This is a genomic window from Pseudomonas argentinensis, from assembly GCF_001839655.2.
Classification (GTDB): Bacteria; Pseudomonadota; Gammaproteobacteria; order Pseudomonadales; family Pseudomonadaceae; genus Aquipseudomonas; species Aquipseudomonas argentinensis_B.
In genome coordinates this window covers 863,592-878,400 of the sequence record NZ_CP056087.1, presented here as the reverse complement: position 1 = coordinate 878,400, position 14,809 = coordinate 863,592, and the positions used below count along the sequence as shown (strand labels likewise).

Here is a 14,809-nt window from a genome sequence, read left to right as displayed (position 1 = left end):
CCGAGCTGACGTGGCTCTATGCCTACTTGCTTGCTGCTGGAGGAGCAGAAGGCGCCTGCGAGGAACCACCACAGCGCGCGGTTTCGGTCAGCAGAACTGCCGATGCATTGATCTGCTGGCCGTTGTAATAAGACACCACCGGCGCGGTACTCAGCGCCCCCTGTCCCGCCAGGGTGTATCCGCGCTCGCCACACCGCTTGCTCGCCTTCTTGTCGATGGCCTTCAACAAGGTCTCTTTCGATTGGAAAATGTTACCGTGAGCCGTAAGCCGATACTCACCGGGCGCTACTTCCTGGTAATTGGTGATGGCGCAGCCGGTCAGGCACAGCAGGGGGATAAGTAGCAGTAGACGCATGGCGACTAGTACCTGCTCGAGCGCAAAAGATAAAACTTCAATTCTTCCAGCAATTGGCGAAGCGCTCGCACACAGCGTATCGACGATCAAGATCAGCAAGCCGATTGACGTGCTCACGCAGGGCCTCTTTGAGCAGGTCCCTACTAACACGCTCGTAGTACTGCAGCATCCCGTTATTGAGTGCGAGCGACTTGCTCGCGTCAGCCGTTTCACTGTCAGGAACCAGCTCTTTCAATGTCTCGGTATCCAGCTGACGTAGATCCACCCGATAACCCTCTTTGTACCGCTGCAGGGCCTGCTCTTTTTGTCTATTAACGTCCTGAGCAAATCGCGTCAGGCTGTTGCGATACTCGGCCCAGTAGGCGTCAGGCAGAGTGAAGTCAATCTTTGCTTTGCGCTCAGCGATGCCTTTCTCGATGAATTCATCCTTGCCAGCCGCCTGTATAGGATCCGAGGGTGCAGGCTTCATCTTCTCGATGACGCTTTCCTCGATAATGAGGTCCATAAGTGCTGTGCGCTCAGGCGTATCCGGCACGCCTTCGGGGGCTTTCGGAAACAAGGCATTGCTACCCGCGCAACTGGGCAGGCCCTTGTTGACCAGGATGACACCCGTACGGGAGACCTCTCCTCGGACATAATCCAGACGTTCAAGCGTGGAAACACAATGGCTACCCCTACGGTTGAACGTCAGTTCGTATTCCGCACCGCTTTGCGGCGTAAAGTTAAATGCACTGCCACATACGCTGCCGGTACTGACCGAATTGGTCATCAGCAACGTATCTCTTCCTGGATCAACGCGAATTTCCAAATAAGCCTTGGCCCCTTCCGGCGGGGCAGCGCGCATGTCGACACGACGCTTGGTATTGGCCACAAACAGGTTGTTGAGGAGACCTGTGGTTCGCCCGTCACAATGCTCGGCGTCGAAAAGGTTCAAGGTGGCGCTTTCCATATTGCTTATGAAGCGCAATTTGGCCGCATCGGACGCGTTACTATCCGGATAGCTGCCATTGATGCTGCAACCGGTCATTAAAATGGGCACGGCAAACAGCGCAGCGAACGCGCGCAGAGAGAAAGAATCCGCCATGAGATCTATCGTCCTTGATGCTGGGGTAACGAGGACGCTCAGCCTAATGAAAGGCGTTCAGAGCGTCTAGCTCTGTCAGCGCGATGGACGCACTGGTTTACATAAATAGATGGAGAATGAAGCATGTTGGGTATCAGGCGCTTTCTGATCGTTTCTGTTGCAGGGCTCGTGACCGGATGTTCATCCATGCCAGAAGAAATGCGCCTCGACTCAAAAGTGTATTCCGAGGAAAACGCTGGTTTGGTGGTCGGCGCCATGGTCAACAGCGGCCCTTACGGCACCTGGCTGGAGTTTCATAATCTCGAGACGGACCAGCGATTCGGCTGGGGTGCGAAGGACTATTATTCGGCATGGCTGCCGGAGGGGGACTATGAAGTCTCTTCGCTAGGCTCTCGTCGCGGCGTCATGGGCCCTTACTCCAAGCCGTTGCGCTTTACCGTGACGAAAGGACAGCTCAATTATCTCGGGGAGATGGTCTACGGATGCCGCTCCGATAGTCGCCCAGCAGCGCTTTATGGCGCCAAAAGTTGCGGGCCTCTCGCATTAGGCAGTTGCTCAGTTCCATCGCCGGACATTGCCATCTGCATCGTGGACAGACAGCAACAAACATTACGCAGCTTCCTGAAAAAGCACCCCGAGCGCTCAGGCTTAGTCGCCCGTCCTGCGATCATGCATGGACAGGCAACAGACTGAAATCCTCGGTTACTACCTCAGGCTGCCAGCTCCCGATCCAGCACTTCCTCGATCTCGCTCTTGATCTTGCCGCTCAGCACCGACAGCAGCAGGCCGAGGTTGAGCTGCAGGTGGACGCGGTCTTCGCTGACGTCGATGCGCCCGTCGGCGCCGCTGCGTTTGAATTCCAGGGTGTCGCCCTTCCACTGGTAACGCACGTCGTACTCGCGGGCCAGACGTTCGGCGAGCTTTTCAGCCTTGCCACGGGCGGCCTCGATACCCAGATCGTGGGGGCGGTCGACGGTGATTCTGGCCATAGGGCTCTCCTGACTGAAAACGCGGGCGGGGCAATATACAAGAAGCGCCCGCCGGCCCACTACCACGCGTGCAGCCGGCGCCCGGCTTTTGGGTTTAGAATGCCGCCACTCGGCGCTGTACAAGCGGCTGAACGGGCCGTGAATCAGCAAGTCGATGGAAACGCTTATTTACCTCGGTAAACTCGCCTTTTCGATTGTCTGACTCACTGATGAGACGAGCCCGGCGCTGTCTCATGATCACGGTCACGCCACGCTGGGCTTAGGGCCCGAACACTGAGCAGACGCCAACGCCTCCCGGACTTCAGGAAAAGGGCCACATGAACGATCCGCGCAAGAACGACAACAGCGAACCCACCACCCACTTCGGCTTCCAGGACGTTCCGGAAAGCCGCAAGGCGGAAAAGGTCGCCGAGGTGTTCCATTCGGTGGCCGCCAAGTACGACCTGATGAACGACCTGCTTTCCGGCGGCATGCACCGCCTGTGGAAGCGCTTCACCATCGAGCTGTCCGGTGTGCGCAGTGGCAACCGCGTGCTCGACATCGCTGGCGGCACGGGCGATCTGGCCCGCCAGTTCTCGCGCATCGTCGGCGAGACCGGCGAGGTGGTGCTGGCCGACATCAACGCGTCGATGCTCAAGGTCGGCCGTGACCGCCTGCTCGACCGCGGCGTGTCGGGCAACATTTCCTTCGTGCAGGCCGACGCCGAGAAGCTGCCCTTCCCGGACAACCACTTCGACTGCGTGACCATCGCCTTCGGCCTGCGCAACGTCACCCACAAGGACGCGGCCATCGCCTCCATGCTGCGTGTGCTCAAGCCCGGCGGCCGACTGCTGGTGCTGGAGTTCTCCAAGCCGAAGAGCAGCCTACTGTCCAAGGTCTACGACACCTATTCGTTCAACTTCATGCCGCTGGTGGGCAAGCTGGTCACCAACGACGCAGACAGCTACCGCTACCTGGCCGAGTCGATCCGCATGCACCCCGATCAGGACACCCTCAAGGCGATGATGCTGGACGCCGGCTTCGACCGCGTGACCTATCACAACATGACCGGCGGCATCGTCGCCCTGCACCGCGGTATCAAACCCTGATGCTGACCCTGGCCCTGCTCGCCGGCGTCGAACGCGGCATCAACCGCGTACTTGCGTTGGACAGTACCGCCCTGCCGCGCCTGGCCAGGCTCAATGGTCGGGTAATCGCGGTCGAGTGCCAGGCGCCGGCCGTGCAACTGTTCATTCTCGCCGACGGCCAGGGCCTGCGCCTGGCCAGCCAGTGGGCCGGCGCGGTCGACTGCACCCTGCGTGCGCCGGCCAGTGCCCTGCTGCGCCTGGCCCTGGCCAAGGACAAACAGGCCGTCCTGCACGCACCCGACGTGGATCTGGATGGCGACAGCGGCGCGCTGATGGAGCTGGCCGGCGTGCTGCAGGATCTCGACCTGGACTGGGAATACCAGCTGTCGCGCTGGCTCGGCCCGGTGCCCACGGCGCTGCTGGCCGGCCACCTGCGCAGCCGCGCCGGCTGGACCCGGGAGAACCTGCACAGCCTGCAACTGAGCCTGGCCGATTACCTCAGCGAAGAATCGCGCACCCTGGTTGGCCGCCGCGAGGCCGACGCCCGCTTCGCCGAACTCGATGACCTGAAACTTTCCCTCGACCGTCTCGACGCGCGCATCGAGCGCCTCGCCCAACGCCATAAGCCCATCGCATGAAGCTGCTTGCCGTTCGTCGTCTGTTGCGCATCCTCTACGTGGTCATCCGCTACCGCCTGGATGACCTGCTGTTCGCCCTGCCGCTGCCCTTCTGGCTGCGCGCACCGCGTTACGTGCTGCCGTGGCGCTGGGTGCCGCGCGGCAAGTCGTCGCGCAGCCGCGGCGAAAGCCTGCGCCTGGCGCTGGAGGAACTGGGGCCGATCTTCATCAAGTTCGGCCAGCTGCTGTCCACCCGCCGCGACCTGCTGCCACCGGATATCGCCGACGAACTGGCGCACCTGCAGGATCGCGTACCGCCGTTCGACCCGGCCAAGTCCCTGGCCTTGATCGAAGAGCAGCTCGGCGTGCCGGTGGGCGTGGCCTTCGCCCGCTTCGACACCACGCCACTGGCCTCGGCCTCGGTGGCCCAGGTGCACGCCGCGCAGCTGAAAAGCGGCGAAGAGGTAGTGGTCAAGGTGGTGCGCCCCGGCCTCAAGCCGGTGATCAAGGCTGACATGGCCTGGCTGTTCCTGCTCGCCAAGCTGGCCGAGCGCGCCTCGGCCGAAGCCCGCCGCCTGCACCCGGTGGACGTGGTCAGCGATTACGAAAAAACCATCTACGACGAGCTCGACCTCTTGCGCGAGGCCGCCAACGCCAGCCAGCTGCGACGCAACTTCGAGGATTCCGGCCTGCTCTACGTGCCCCAGGTGTACTGGGACTGGTGCCGTCCCAAGGTGCTGGTGATGGAGCGCATCTACGGCATTCCGGTCAACGACATGGCCACCCTGGCCGACCAGCGCACCGACATGAAGCTGCTGGCCGAGCGCGGCGTGGAGATCTTCTTCACCCAGGTGTTCACCCACAGCTTCTTCCACGCCGACATGCACCCGGGCAACATCTTCGTCAGCACCCGCACGCCATGGAACCCGCAATACATCGCCATCGACTGCGGCATCATCGGCAGCCTGACCCCCGAGGATCAGGACTACCTGGCGCGCAACCTGGTGGCCTTCTTCAAGCGCGACTATCGCAAGGTGGCGCAGCTGCACATCGACTCGGGCTGGGTGCCCCAGGAAACCCAGGTCAACGACTTCGAGGCGGCGATCCGTACCGTCTGCGAGCCGATCTTCGAGCGGCCGCTGAAGGATATCTCCTTCGGCCTGCTGCTGATGCGCCTGTTCCAGACCGCGCGGCGCTTCAACATGGAAATCCAGCCACAGCTGGTGCTCTTGCAGAAGACCCTGCTGAACATCGAGGGCCTGGGCCGCCAGCTGTACCCCGACCTGGACCTGTGGACCACCGCCCAGCCATTCCTGGAGCGCTGGATGCGCGAGCGCATCAGCCCGCGCAACGTCATGCACAACCTGCAAAGCCAGGTCGAGCAATTGCCCCACCTGGCCAACATGACCCGCAGCCTGCTCGAGCGCATGGCCCAGCCCCATGCCAACGACCCACCGCCGCCATGGCGCGAACGCGATGGCTGGACGGTGCGACTGATAGGCGCAGCGCTGATCGGCGGCAGCGTGGTGACGGCCCTTGGCCTGGGCAGCCTGAGCGAACCCGCCACCGCCTGGCCGGCCTGGCTGATGGGCGCCAGCGGTCTGTACCTGGTTCTGCGCCGATAGCCAGCCCGCGCCCCGGCTGGCACACTTGGCGCGATATAGAGATGGAAATGCAATGAACGACTGGTTAGATGCAATCAAGTGGGACGACAACGGCCTGGTGCCGGCCATTGCCCAGGATCACCAGACCGGGCGCATCCTGATGATGGCCTGGATGAACCGCGAAGCCCTGGCGCTGACCGCCAGCGAGGGGCGCGCCATCTATTGGTCACGTTCGCGCGGCAAGCTGTGGCGCAAGGGCGAGGAGTCCGGGCATGTGCAGAAACTCCACGAACTGCGCCTGGATTGCGACGCCGACGTGATCGTGCTGATGGTCGAACAGCTGGGTGGCATCGCCTGCCACACCGGTCGCGAAAGCTGCTTCTACCGGGTGTTCGAGAACGGTGCCTGGAAAACCGTCGATGCGGTGCTGAAAGATCCGCACACCATCTATTCGCCGGAGCACCGCCATGACTGATACCCTCGAGCGCCTGGCCGAGGTGCTGGAGTCGCGCAAGGGCGCGGCGCCGGACAGCTCGTACGTGGCCAGCCTGTACCACAAGGGCCTGAACAAGATCCTGGAGAAGGTCGGTGAAGAATCGGTGGAAACCATTCTGGCTGCCAAGGACGCTGCCACCAGCGGCGACTGCAGCGACCTGATCTACGAAACCGCCGACCTGTGGTTCCACAGCCTGGTCATGCTGGCCGCGCTGGATCAGCACCCGCAGGCGGTGCTCGATGAACTGGATCGCCGTTTCGGCCTGTCGGGGCACGCGGAAAAAGCCGCGCGCAGCGACGGCGACACTCAATAACGACGCTGACGAGGACTACGAAACATGGGCATTTTCGACTGGAAACACTGGGTCGTCATTCTGATCGTCGTGGTGCTGGTGTTCGGCACCAAGAAACTCAAGAACCTGGGTTCCGACCTCGGCGAAACCATCAAGGGTTTCCGCAAGGCGATGAACGAGGAGGACGGCAAGCCGGCCGATCCGCACGCACAACAGCCGCAGCAGCCTTACCAGCAGCAGGCGCCGCTGAACCAGCCGCACACCGTTGAAGGCCAGGCCAGCAAGGTCGAAGAACCGCTGCGCAAAGACTGAGGCAAAGCATGTTCGGTATCAGTTTCAGCGAGCTGCTGCTGGTCGGGCTGATTGCCCTGCTGGTGCTCGGCCCCGAGCGCCTGCCAGGCGCGGCGCGCACGGCGGGCCTGTGGATCGGGCGCATCAAGCGCAGCTTCAATTCGATCAAGGAAGAAGTCGAGCGCGAGATCGGCGCCGACGAAATTCGTCGGCAACTGCATAACGAACGCATCCTCGAGCTGGAGCGCGAGATGCAGGCGGTCAGGCACGACATCCTGCCGCCCGCGCCCCAGGCCAGCGTGCCGCCACCGGCCATGCAGACGCCCGCCGCCACCGAGCCCGCGGCGCAAGCCCCGCTGGAGCCCGCTCCAGCACCAGCCACAGCGCCCGCCCCGGCGCCCGTCGCCAGCCAGGACAAGACGCCGCAACCATGAGTCGACTGCCCGACAACGACCAGGAAATGCCGCTGGTTTCCCATCTCGCCGAGTTGCGTACGCGCCTGCTGCGCTGTGTGGCGGCGATCTTTCTGATCTTCGCCGGCCTGTTCTACTTCGCCCAGAAGATCTACACCCTGGTCTCGGCACCGCTGCGCCAGTACCTGCCCGAAGGCGCGACGATGATCGCCACGGACGTGGCCTCGCCGTTCCTCACGCCCTTCAAGCTGACCATGATCGTCGCGGTGTTCCTGGCCATGCCGGTGATCCTGCATCAGGTCTGGGGTTTCATCGCGCCAGGGCTGTACAGGCACGAGAAGCGCATCGCCATTCCGCTGCTGATCTCCAGCATCATCCTGTTCTACGCTGGCATGGCCTTCGCCTACTTCCTGGTATTCCCGATCATCTTCCACTTCTTCGCCAGCGTGACGCCCGAAGGCGTGTCGATGATGACCGACATCGCCAGCTACCTCGACTTCGTGATGACGCTGTTCTTCGCCTTTGGCGTGGCGTTCGAAATTCCGGTGGCCGTGGTGCTGCTGATCTGGATTGGCATCGTCGACGTTGCGTACCTGCGCAAGATCCGCCCCTACGTGATCATCGGCTGCTTCGTGGTGGGCATGATCCTCACCCCGCCGGACATCTTCTCCCAGACCCTGCTGGCGGTGCCGATGTGGCTGCTGTTCGAGCTCGGCATCCTGGCCGGCAGCCTGATCCGCACGCGCCGTGGCGAACCCGATGAAGACCAGGACGCACCGGCCGATCAGCCGCCCAGCGTCCAGCCATGAACCTGCTGCTGCTCGAGGACGGCGACTTCGTCGCCGCCGACCGGGTGCGTTTGAGTGGCCGGCGCCTCGTTCACCTCAATGAAGTGCACCGTGCCGAGAACGGCGACACCCTGCGTGTCGGCCGCCTTGGCGGCCAGATGGGCCGCGGCCAGTTGCTGCAGCTCGATGCGTCGGGCGCCGAACTGCAGGTCGCCTTCGACCAGCCGCCACCCGCCAAGCTGCCGATCACCCTGCTGCTGGCCCTGCCGCGCCCGAAGATGCTCAAGCGCGTGCTGCAGAGCGTCAGCGCCATGGGCGTGCCGCGGCTGGTGCTGCTCAACAGCTACCGGGTGGAAAAGAGCTTCTGGCAGACGCCCTTCCTCGAGCCCGCGGCGATTCGTGAACAGTTGATCCTCGGCCTGGAGCAGGCCCGCGATACGGTGTTGCCCGAGGTGCTCATCGAGAAGCGCTTCAAGCCCTTCGTCGAGGACCGCCTGCCGCAGTTGGCGGCCGGCACCCTCGGCCTGACCGGCCACCCCGGCGACTACCCGGCCTGCCCGCGCGCCGTAGAGCAGCCGGTAACCCTGGCCATCGGCCCGGAGGGCGGCTGGATTCCCTACGAAGTCGACAAGCTGGCCGAAGCCGGCCTGCAGCCGGTGCAGCTGGGCGAACGGATTCTGCGGGTGGAAACGGCGGTCACGGCGCTGCTTGCCCGGTTGTTCTAAGCGACACGTTTAGGCAGGTGTGTTGTGGGAGCAGCCACTGCACATTTCCTGTGAGAGCGGGCGGGGACGCCTAGTCCATGCCCGCGAAAGATCACGGGCATGGCCTGTTCCCACAAACCGTCCACCGCTCCACGATCGCAATGGTGGACAAGAAGAGCGTTGTCCACCCTACGTAACCGACAGACCAGTCCCTGTGGGAGCGCGCCATGCGCGCGAAAAAATCGCGGCCATGGCCCGCTCCCACATAAGAAGGTCACTGTCCGCTTCAACGGCCTCCGGTAACGCCATGCCCAGCCCACCGATTTGGCGCCAGCCTGCGGTCTGCCTATGATGAACACCTCGTGTCCCCAAGGAGCTGTCATGCGCCGTCTGCTCACCGGCATCACCGTCATTCTTCTGCTGCTGCTCAACACGCTGGCTCTGATCGGGCCAATGATGCTGATTGCCCTGGGCAAGTTCGTGCTGCCCGGCAAGGCGCTGAAGGCCGCTTGCTCGCGCCAGGTGATGCATATCGCCGAGGCCTGGGCGGAGAACTGCAAGCGTATCTTCGCCGCGCTCACGCCGACCCAGTGGGATATCCGTGGCAACGCCGAGCTGCGCCAGGACACCTCCTACCTGATCATCAGCAACCACCAATCGTGGGTCGACATTCCGGCCCTGGTGCAGGCCTTCAACCGCAAGACGCCCTACTTCAAGTTCTTTCTCAAGCAGCAGCTGATCTGGGTGCCCTTTCTCGGCCTGGCGTTCTGGGCGCTGGATTACCCCTTCATGAAGCGCTACAGCAAGGCCAAGCTGGAAAAGTACCCGCACCTCAAGGGCCAGGATCTGGAGATCACCCGCCGCGCCTGCGAGAAATTCCGGGATCTGCCGGTCACCGTGGTCAACTACCTGGAAGGCACGCGCTTCACTCCCGCCAAACAGGCTCAGCAGGGCTCGCCCTACCAGTACCTGCTCAAGCCCAAGGCGGGCGGCGTGGCCTTCGTGCTGGCCGCCCTGGGCGAGCAGCTGGACGCGATTCTCGACGTCACCATCGTCTATGCCGAGGACCGGCCGCCCGGGTTCTGGAAGCTGATCAGCGGCCAGGTACCAGCGGTCATCATGGACATCCGCACCCGGCCGCTGGCCCCTGCGTTGTGGCAGGGCGACTACCAGAACGACCCGGACTTCCGCCTGTACGTGCAGGACTGGGTCAGCGGCCTGTGGGAAGAGAAGGACGCGCTGATCGCCCGGCTGAAGCAGGAAGCCAGGCGCTGAGCCCTGTGCAGCCCGGCTTGCCGCCTCAGTTCGGGAGGATCATATGGCCGGCCTCATCGAGCGGCGCAAAGGGATTGTGCGCCAGCTCCCAGAGATGGCCATCGGGGTCGGCGAAGTAGCCCGAGTAACCACCCCAGAACACCTTCTCGGGCGCCTTGACCTGCCGCCCGCCGGCGGCCACCGCCAGGGCCATGGCGGCATCCACGGCCTGCGGGCTGTCCAGGTTGTGCGCCAGGGTGATGCCGGAAAAGCCTGCCGGCCCGGCTTCGGGCAGGTTGGCGTCCCTGGCCAGCTCATCACGGGCGAACAGCCCCAGGGCGAGGCCCTTGAGTTTGATAAAGACGATCTGCTCCTGGGAAGCGGACGAGCGCGTCCAGCCCAGGCGCTCGTAGAACGCGGCACTGGCCTGTACATCGGCGACGCCGAGGGTGATCAGGGAAATCCGTCGGTCGAAACTCATGGGCTGCTCCTGCAAGTGAGTTGAGCCTGCTGCGCTGGCCCACCAGCAATAATGCGCCATCCAATCAGAAGCGGTAGAGCCAGGTGACACCCGGATAGTCGGCGAAGGCACTGGGGAACAGCACGTCACCGCGGTATAGGGGGTTGTCGAGCCGTGTCCAGGCCGGCTCGAAGCCGGGATCCTGGGCCTTGATGGCATCGGCGAGCAGGGTGGTGCAGTAGCGGTGCGGCTCGCTACGTACCTCCAACACGAAGGGCGCCCCGATCGCCTCGACCAGCATCTGGGCGGCCGCCTGTTTCTGCCGTGCGTTCAGAAACCCGGGCCGCGCGACCGCGAAGTGGCGTGCCAGCACGGGCTGCAGAAAGTCTTCAAGCGTACTGACCAACACCTGGTTCAGGCGCTGCGGGTCATCATCGGTGGTGGCATGCACCACCAGCACCCGCGGCTCGGTGGCAACCACCATGCCGATATGCGAATAGTCGCCGCCACCCATCTGCTGCACCAGACGGCTGTCGGCCGAATGGCCGAGACGAAACAGCCAGTCCCCCGTCTGCAGTGCCGGTAGCCGGCTCAGGTCAGGCCCGGTGATGACGGGCTCGGGCAAGGACAACCAGCAGAACAGAACCAGCCCCGCCAGCAGGGAGGTGAGCGCCAGCAGAACCCGGGAGCGACGCCTCAGATGCGAACCTTCCACCGATCATCGACCCTGGTCAGGCGAACCGACTCGGTCTGGGCCGGCACATCGGCGTTCTTGAAGGTGATGGTGACCTTGCTGGTGGCCTGGCTCTTGTCATCGTTGTAGATGGCTTCGCCAGCCTTGACCTCATCGACGCCGCCCAGCTTGGCCGCCTGCTCGGAGCGCTTGGCCACGGCCATCTTCAACTTGCCGCGAACCATTTCCTCGGCACCGTCATCGGCGTCGGCCGGTACGGCAATCAGCTTGTACATGCCATCCGCATCGTTGGAAAACGACGCCTCGATAAAGGATTTCGCGACTGCCTCGGGCGAGTCATTCGAGGAACAGGCGGCGAGCAGTACAGCGGTGAGGGCAACGAGGAGGAAACGTGACAGAGCGGCCATGAACGATCCTTGCAGGCAGTGAGACGCGGCATGCGCCTCGGAAAAGGGCACCCAGTCTAACGCCGTGGTCGATCATGTCAAAGTGTGTCAGGGAGACGGCGAGGCCCGCGCAGGGCCCCGCCTGGTGGGGCTTCAGGCGGCGCTGAAGGTCTTGTGGGGGTCGATGACGAATTTCTTCGGCACGCCGGCATCGAACTCGCCATAGCCGCGCGGCGCGTCGTCCAGGCTGATGACCTGCACACCGACCACTTCGGCGATGTTGATGCGGTCCCACATGATGGCCTGCATCAGGGCGCGGTTGTACTTCATTACCGGGGTCTGGCCGGTGTGGAAGCTGTGCGACTTGGCCCAGCCGAGGCCGAAGCGGATGCTCAGGCTGCCGATCTTCGCCGCCGCGTCCACAGCGCCCGGGTCTTCGGTGACGTAGAGGCCGGGAATGCCGATCTTGCCGGCGACCCGTACCACGCCCATCAGCGAGTTGAGCACCGTGGCCGGCGCTTCCTGCTGGGCACCGGAGTGGCCGTGGCCGCGGGCTTCGAAACCTACGGCATCGACCGCGCAATCCACTTCCGGCTCACCGAGCAGGTCGGCGATCTGTTCGTGCAGCGGGGTGTCCTTGGACAGGTCGGCGATCTCGAAACCCTGGGCCTTGGCGTGGGCCAGGCGCACCGGGTTGACGTCGCCAACGATCACCACCGCGGCGCCGAGCAGGCGCGCCGAGGCTGCGGCGGCCAGGCCGACCGGGCCGGCACCGGCGATATACACCGTGCTGCCCGGGCCGACGCCTGCGGTGACGGCGCCGTGGTAGCCGGTCGGCAGGATGTCGGACAGGCAGGTCAGGTCACGGATCTTTTCCATGGCCTTGTCGCGGTTCGGCAACTTCAGCAGGTTGAAGTCGGCGTACGGCACCAGCACGTACTCGGCCTGGCCGCCGGTCCAGTCGCCCATGTCGACGTAGCCGTAGGCGCCGCCGGCACGCGCCGGGTTGACGGTCAGGCACACGCCGGTGTGCTGCTCCTTGCAGGAGCGGCAGCGGCCGCAGGCGACGTTGAAGGGTACGGACACCAGATCACCGATCTTCAGGTTCTCGACATCGCTGCCCTTCTCGATCACCTCGCCGGTGATCTCGTGGCCGAGCACCAGGCCGACCTGGGCGGTGGTACGACCGCGCACCATATGCTGGTCGGAGCCGCAGATATTGGTGGAAACGACCTTGAGGATGACCCCGTGCTCGATCTTGCGACCGCGCGGATCCTGCATCTTCGGATAGTCGATCTTCTGGACTTCGACCTTGCCTGTGCCGAGATAGACGACACCGCGATTACCAGACATATGAATCTCCTTTCTTCTTGTGGATGCAAGGCGCGTAGGTCTTGCAATGGAGTATTGAAGCGCCTGTCTCGGCACCCGCCGGTAAGGGCAGGACGGCTACCGAGTGCTCGCGCTGACGATACCGGCAGCACGACTGGGTCTAGCCAGACTAGCTAGCGCATGGCCCGGCCGCGGATGCAAAACCGACAGCCGCCGTTCTCTGTGCGGCACCGTCTCCGGTTAGAGGACTACGGTTCGGTTGGCATTGAGAAATACCCGCCGCTCAAGGAAGTAGCCGACTGCGCGGGCCAGGGTCAGGCATTCGATATCGCGCCCTTTTGCTACCAGATCCTCGGGGTAGTGCGCATGATCGACGCTTTCTACCCCCTGGGTAATGATCGGGCCTTCGTCCAGGTCGTTGTTGATGAAGTGCGCCGTGGCGCCGACCAGCTTGACGCCCTTCTGGTACGCCTGGTGGTAGGGTTTGGCGCCCTTGAAACCGGGTAGCAGCGAGTGGTGGATGTTGATCGCCCGGCCGTCGAGCTTGCGACACAGCTCGGCGGACAGCACCTGCATGTAGCGGGCAAGCACCACCAGCTCGGCGCCGGTGTCCTCGACCACCTGCATCACCCGGCGCTCCTGGGCGGGCTTGTCGTTGGGGTCGAGGGGGAAATGGTGGTAGGGAATGCCGTGCCAGTCAGCGAGCGGCTTGAGGTCCGGATGGTTGGAAACGATGGCGGTGATGTCCATCGGCAACTGGCCGGTGCGCTGGCGGTAGAGCAGATCGTTGAGGCAGTGGTCGGCCTTGGACACCATGATCACCACCTTGGCGCGGTAGCCCGGCGGGGTCAGCTCGGTGCGCATGTCGAACGGCGCGGTGCGCTCAGCGAGGCCGACCAGAAAGGTCGCCTCGTCGAAATCGGCCTGGGTGCGGAATTCCACGCGAATGAAGAAGCGGCTGGCCAGGCGGTCATCGAAGCTGTGGTGCTCGGTGACGTAGCAGCCCTGCTCGAACAGGTAGCGGGTCACCACGTCCACGGTGCCCAACAGGCTCGGGCAGTGGGCGGTGAGAATCCAGGTATCGGGAGTACGGCTCATGCAAGCGATTCCTTATGGTGATCGCGCCCATGCGCCGGCCGGCAGTGCACGATCTGGAGCGTCGTTGGCTGCACCTGTGCGCAGCCTTTGGGAGTGTTGAAGCTAAAGCAGGAGCGGCGGTCTGTGGGAACGGGCGGGGACGCCTAGTCACGTAGGGTGGATGACGCTTCATCCATCCACCGTTGCGATCCCAAGGTGGACGAAAAAAGCGTCGTCCACCCTACGGTTCCAATGTCCTCAGGCCTCCACGGCCAGCCCGTACTCGGCGCTGGCGTCCTGCAGCCACAGCCAGAAGTAGTCGGCGAAGCTGCGGCGGATCAGCAGTTCCCAGGTGTCCTCGCCGGTATGGCGAATCACCAGCTGGGATTTAGCGAACACCGTGCCCACCGCCTTGCCAACCGGGAAGTTGTTCGGGTGCACGTCGTAGCTGCTGGACTTCATCAGCAACTCGCGCACCTTCGGCCCGGAGAGCTCCAGCAGGGTCTGCCCGCCGCTGACGTTGACCACCGAAATATGCTGGCCGTCCAGGGCTTCGCGCAGCTTGCCCTCGACCTCGAACTCGCTGCCGCCAGGCACGATCAGCAGCCATTCATCCGGCCCCAGCCACTGCAGCGAGGTGTCCCCGCTCGCCACCAGCATCAGCGCGCCCGGCAGCTCCAGGCCCAGGGCCTTGTGCACGCCGCCGGCGAAGTTGGCGTCGTCGGCATCGCCACGCAGCACCAGATGGCCCAGCAGCTTCTTCTCGCGCAGGGTCACCCCGGCGCCCTGGCGGCCCTTGCCGGCCAGCTCGTGCAGGCCAGCGTGGTGCAGCGGCGATTGCCCGGCGATATCGGTCGGGCGTTGTAGGTAAAGGTTCACTGCGCTCATTTCTCACCTGCCTGGTTC

At 63.7% G+C, this 14,809-nt stretch carries 20 protein-coding genes; 11 read left to right on the top strand and 9 right to left on the bottom strand.

The annotated features are described in order from the left end of the window. Positions 1-22: 22 nt before the first annotated feature. Both SA190iCDA_RS04050 and SA190iCDA_RS04045 read right to left on the bottom strand, forming a co-directional pair. Positions 23-472, bottom strand: a complete 450-nt coding sequence (locus tag SA190iCDA_RS04050) for a hypothetical protein (RefSeq protein WP_139159457.1) — start codon at positions 470-472, stop codon at positions 23-25. Beyond that, the gene (locus SA190iCDA_RS04045) at positions 393-1,439 is read right to left on the bottom strand and encodes a hypothetical protein (protein WP_083329745.1); all 1,047 of its coding nucleotides are present in this window, start codon (positions 1,437-1,439) and stop codon (positions 393-395) included. The genes SA190iCDA_RS04050 and SA190iCDA_RS04045 overlap by 80 nt, the downstream gene beginning before the upstream one ends. Before the next feature lie 123 nt (positions 1,440-1,562). Here SA190iCDA_RS04045 and SA190iCDA_RS04040 point away from each other — a divergent pair, with 123 nt between their 5' ends. Beyond that, positions 1,563-2,132, top strand: a complete 570-nt coding sequence (locus SA190iCDA_RS04040; protein ID WP_070885109.1) for a hypothetical protein — start codon at positions 1,563-1,565, stop codon at positions 2,130-2,132. Between the two features lie 17 nt (positions 2,133-2,149). Here SA190iCDA_RS04040 and SA190iCDA_RS04035 read toward each other — a convergent pair whose 3' ends face one another. Further along, entirely contained in the window at positions 2,150-2,428 is a 279-nt protein-coding gene (locus SA190iCDA_RS04035; protein ID WP_070885108.1) for a polyhydroxyalkanoic acid system family protein, read from the bottom strand. 317 nt (positions 2,429-2,745) lie between these two features. Between SA190iCDA_RS04035 and ubiE the strand changes: the two genes are divergently transcribed. The 10 genes from ubiE to SA190iCDA_RS03985 all read left to right on the top strand — a co-directional run bounded on the left by ubiE (position 2,746) and on the right by SA190iCDA_RS03985 (position 9,975). Continuing rightward, a complete protein-coding gene (gene ubiE, locus SA190iCDA_RS04030) occupies positions 2,746-3,516 on the top strand; it encodes a bifunctional demethylmenaquinone methyltransferase/2-methoxy-6-polyprenyl-1,4-benzoquinol methylase UbiE (RefSeq protein WP_070885107.1) in 771 nt (256 codons plus the stop codon). Then, positions 3,516-4,133 (top strand): ubiquinone biosynthesis accessory factor UbiJ, encoded by a 618-nt coding sequence (locus SA190iCDA_RS04025; protein WP_070885106.1) that lies wholly within the window; start codon positions 3,516-3,518, stop codon positions 4,131-4,133. Before ubiE ends, SA190iCDA_RS04025 begins: the two co-directional genes overlap by 1 nt. Next, the gene (ubiB, locus tag SA190iCDA_RS04020) at positions 4,130-5,737 is read left to right on the top strand and encodes a ubiquinone biosynthesis regulatory protein kinase UbiB (RefSeq protein WP_070885105.1); all 1,608 of its coding nucleotides are present in this window, start codon (positions 4,130-4,132) and stop codon (positions 5,735-5,737) included. The genes SA190iCDA_RS04025 and ubiB overlap by 4 nt, the downstream gene beginning before the upstream one ends. Positions 5,738-5,789: 52 nt before the next feature. Continuing rightward, positions 5,790-6,191 (top strand): phosphoribosyl-AMP cyclohydrolase, encoded by a 402-nt coding sequence (gene hisI / locus SA190iCDA_RS04015; RefSeq protein ID WP_070885104.1) that lies wholly within the window; start codon positions 5,790-5,792, stop codon positions 6,189-6,191. Next, the gene (locus SA190iCDA_RS04010) at positions 6,184-6,525 is read left to right on the top strand and encodes a phosphoribosyl-ATP diphosphatase (protein ID WP_070885103.1); all 342 of its coding nucleotides are present in this window, start codon (positions 6,184-6,186) and stop codon (positions 6,523-6,525) included. The genes hisI and SA190iCDA_RS04010 overlap by 8 nt, the downstream gene beginning before the upstream one ends. A gap of 24 nt (positions 6,526-6,549) precedes the next feature. Next, positions 6,550-6,816: a twin-arginine translocase TatA/TatE family subunit gene (locus SA190iCDA_RS04005; RefSeq protein WP_070885102.1), complete on the top strand. Its 267-nt coding sequence runs from the start codon at positions 6,550-6,552 to the stop codon at positions 6,814-6,816. A gap of 8 nt (positions 6,817-6,824) precedes the next feature. Beyond that, positions 6,825-7,229, top strand: a complete 405-nt coding sequence (gene tatB / locus SA190iCDA_RS04000) for a Sec-independent protein translocase protein TatB (RefSeq protein ID WP_070885101.1) — start codon at positions 6,825-6,827, stop codon at positions 7,227-7,229. Then, entirely contained in the window at positions 7,226-8,017 is a 792-nt protein-coding gene (gene tatC / locus SA190iCDA_RS03995; protein ID WP_070885100.1) for a twin-arginine translocase subunit TatC, read from the top strand. Before tatB ends, tatC begins: the two co-directional genes overlap by 4 nt. Beyond that, the gene (locus SA190iCDA_RS03990) at positions 8,014-8,721 is read left to right on the top strand and encodes a 16S rRNA (uracil(1498)-N(3))-methyltransferase (protein ID WP_070885099.1); all 708 of its coding nucleotides are present in this window, start codon (positions 8,014-8,016) and stop codon (positions 8,719-8,721) included. Before tatC ends, SA190iCDA_RS03990 begins: the two co-directional genes overlap by 4 nt. 360 nt (positions 8,722-9,081) lie before the next feature. Further along, positions 9,082-9,975 (top strand): acyltransferase, encoded by an 894-nt coding sequence (locus SA190iCDA_RS03985; RefSeq protein WP_070885098.1) that lies wholly within the window; start codon positions 9,082-9,084, stop codon positions 9,973-9,975. Between the two features lie 25 nt (positions 9,976-10,000). Here SA190iCDA_RS03985 and SA190iCDA_RS03980 read toward each other — a convergent pair whose 3' ends face one another. The 6 genes from SA190iCDA_RS03980 to SA190iCDA_RS03955 all read right to left on the bottom strand — a co-directional run bounded on the left by SA190iCDA_RS03980 (position 10,001) and on the right by SA190iCDA_RS03955 (position 14,791). Beyond that, complete coding sequence (locus tag SA190iCDA_RS03980; RefSeq protein ID WP_070885097.1) at positions 10,001-10,435, bottom strand: VOC family protein; 435 nt, start codon at positions 10,433-10,435, stop codon at positions 10,001-10,003. A gap of 64 nt (positions 10,436-10,499) precedes the next feature. Continuing rightward, positions 10,500-11,129, bottom strand: a complete 630-nt coding sequence (locus SA190iCDA_RS03975) for a YiiX/YebB-like N1pC/P60 family cysteine hydrolase (RefSeq protein ID WP_236101002.1) — start codon at positions 11,127-11,129, stop codon at positions 10,500-10,502. Further along, positions 11,111-11,515: a DUF4878 domain-containing protein gene (locus SA190iCDA_RS03970; RefSeq protein ID WP_070885096.1), complete on the bottom strand. Its 405-nt coding sequence runs from the start codon at positions 11,513-11,515 to the stop codon at positions 11,111-11,113. Before SA190iCDA_RS03970 ends, SA190iCDA_RS03975 begins: the two co-directional genes overlap by 19 nt. A 132-nt stretch (positions 11,516-11,647) precedes the next feature. Beyond that, complete coding sequence (fdhA, locus tag SA190iCDA_RS03965) at positions 11,648-12,847, bottom strand: formaldehyde dehydrogenase, glutathione-independent (RefSeq protein WP_070885095.1); 1,200 nt, start codon at positions 12,845-12,847, stop codon at positions 11,648-11,650. A gap of 219 nt (positions 12,848-13,066) precedes the next feature. Beyond that, a complete protein-coding gene (purU, locus tag SA190iCDA_RS03960) occupies positions 13,067-13,924 on the bottom strand; it encodes a formyltetrahydrofolate deformylase (RefSeq protein WP_070885094.1) in 858 nt (285 codons plus the stop codon). 237 nt (positions 13,925-14,161) lie between these two features. Continuing rightward, positions 14,162-14,791, bottom strand: coding sequence for a sarcosine oxidase subunit gamma (locus tag SA190iCDA_RS03955; protein ID WP_070885093.1), 630 nt, complete (start codon positions 14,789-14,791; stop codon positions 14,162-14,164). Positions 14,792-14,809: the final 18 nt, after the last annotated feature.

Excerpts from the sequence above, each read along its gene's own strand:
- SA190iCDA_RS03980 (WP_070885097.1), bottom strand. The coding sequence starts at position 10,435 with ATGAGTTTCGACCGACGGATTTCCCTGATCACCCTCGGCGTCGCCGAT.
- SA190iCDA_RS04035 (WP_070885108.1), bottom strand. The coding sequence starts at position 2,428 with ATGGCCAGAATCACCGTCGACCGCCCCCACGATCTGGGTATCGAGGCC.
- tatC (WP_070885100.1), top strand. The coding sequence starts at position 7,226 with ATGAGTCGACTGCCCGACAACGACCAGGAAATGCCGCTGGTTTCCCAT.
- SA190iCDA_RS04010 (WP_070885103.1), top strand. The coding sequence starts at position 6,184 with ATGACTGATACCCTCGAGCGCCTGGCCGAGGTGCTGGAGTCGCGCAAG.
- SA190iCDA_RS03970 (WP_070885096.1), bottom strand. The coding sequence starts at position 11,515 with ATGGCCGCTCTGTCACGTTTCCTCCTCGTTGCCCTCACCGCTGTACTG.
- SA190iCDA_RS04005 (WP_070885102.1), top strand. The coding sequence starts at position 6,550 with ATGGGCATTTTCGACTGGAAACACTGGGTCGTCATTCTGATCGTCGTG.
- fdhA (WP_070885095.1), bottom strand. The coding sequence starts at position 12,847 with ATGTCTGGTAATCGCGGTGTCGTCTATCTCGGCACAGGCAAGGTCGAA.
- ubiE (WP_070885107.1), top strand. The coding sequence starts at position 2,746 with ATGAACGATCCGCGCAAGAACGACAACAGCGAACCCACCACCCACTTC.
- SA190iCDA_RS03985 (WP_070885098.1), top strand. The coding sequence starts at position 9,082 with ATGCGCCGTCTGCTCACCGGCATCACCGTCATTCTTCTGCTGCTGCTC.
- hisI (WP_070885104.1), top strand. The coding sequence starts at position 5,790 with ATGAACGACTGGTTAGATGCAATCAAGTGGGACGACAACGGCCTGGTG.
- SA190iCDA_RS03955 (WP_070885093.1), bottom strand. The coding sequence starts at position 14,791 with ATGAGCGCAGTGAACCTTTACCTACAACGCCCGACCGATATCGCCGGG.
- ubiB (WP_070885105.1), top strand. The coding sequence starts at position 4,130 with ATGAAGCTGCTTGCCGTTCGTCGTCTGTTGCGCATCCTCTACGTGGTC.
- SA190iCDA_RS04045 (WP_083329745.1), bottom strand. The coding sequence starts at position 1,439 with ATGGCGGATTCTTTCTCTCTGCGCGCGTTCGCTGCGCTGTTTGCCGTG.
- tatB (WP_070885101.1), top strand. The coding sequence starts at position 6,825 with ATGTTCGGTATCAGTTTCAGCGAGCTGCTGCTGGTCGGGCTGATTGCC.
- SA190iCDA_RS03990 (WP_070885099.1), top strand. The coding sequence starts at position 8,014 with ATGAACCTGCTGCTGCTCGAGGACGGCGACTTCGTCGCCGCCGACCGG.
- purU (WP_070885094.1), bottom strand. The coding sequence starts at position 13,924 with ATGAGCCGTACTCCCGATACCTGGATTCTCACCGCCCACTGCCCGAGC.
- SA190iCDA_RS04040 (WP_070885109.1), top strand. The coding sequence starts at position 1,563 with ATGTTGGGTATCAGGCGCTTTCTGATCGTTTCTGTTGCAGGGCTCGTG.
- SA190iCDA_RS04025 (WP_070885106.1), top strand. The coding sequence starts at position 3,516 with ATGCTGACCCTGGCCCTGCTCGCCGGCGTCGAACGCGGCATCAACCGC.